Genomic DNA, 482 nt, shown 5'->3' with positions numbered 1-482 from the left:
CATGGTTTTTTCACCTCTTTTTCTGGCAAAGGAAATCATCCACTTGATACCGAGTGATGTCTTTCTGGAAGGTCTTACTTCGGTAGGCACCTGAAAGGTAGCACCACCCACTCTTCTCGACTTCACTTCAACAGAAGGCATGATGTTACTCAATGCTTTTTTCCAAGTCTCAAGACCATTCTCACCAGTACGCTTTTCTACTAAAGCAATAGCATCGTAGAAAATGCTGTAGGCAATACTCTTCTTACCGTCCACCATCAGGTAGTTCACGAACTTAGTCACCAAAGTATCGTGGAACTTCGGGTCAGGAAGAATATATCTCTTCTTTGGTTTAGCTTTTCTCATTATTTGTTAATTGATTATTTCTTGTCTTTAGGTCGTTTTGCACCGTATTTCGATCTTCTTTGCAGTCGACCGTTCACACCGGCAGTATCTAATGCGCCTCGGATAATGTGATATCTCACACCGGGAAGGTCTTTTAC

1 protein-coding gene and 1 pseudogene are annotated in these 482 nt (G+C 42.1%); both read right to left on the bottom strand.

Annotation, left to right across the window (positions count from 1 at the left end):
* Positions 1–345: 30S ribosomal protein S7 (gene rpsG / locus B3763_RS08110; RefSeq protein ID WP_286745549.1), on the bottom strand; the 345-nt coding region annotated here is incomplete at its 3' end.
* Positions 346–359: 14 nt separating this feature from the next.
* Positions 360–482 (bottom strand): annotated as a pseudogene (locus tag B3763_RS08105) (30S ribosomal protein S12); the annotation flags it as partial.

Origin of the sequence: Roseivirga sp. UBA1976, assembly GCF_002336325.1 — a bacterium.
Taxonomy (GTDB): domain Bacteria; phylum Bacteroidota; class Bacteroidia; order Cytophagales; family Cyclobacteriaceae; genus Roseivirga; species Roseivirga thermotolerans.
This window is presented reverse-complemented; position numbering and strand designations above follow the sequence as displayed.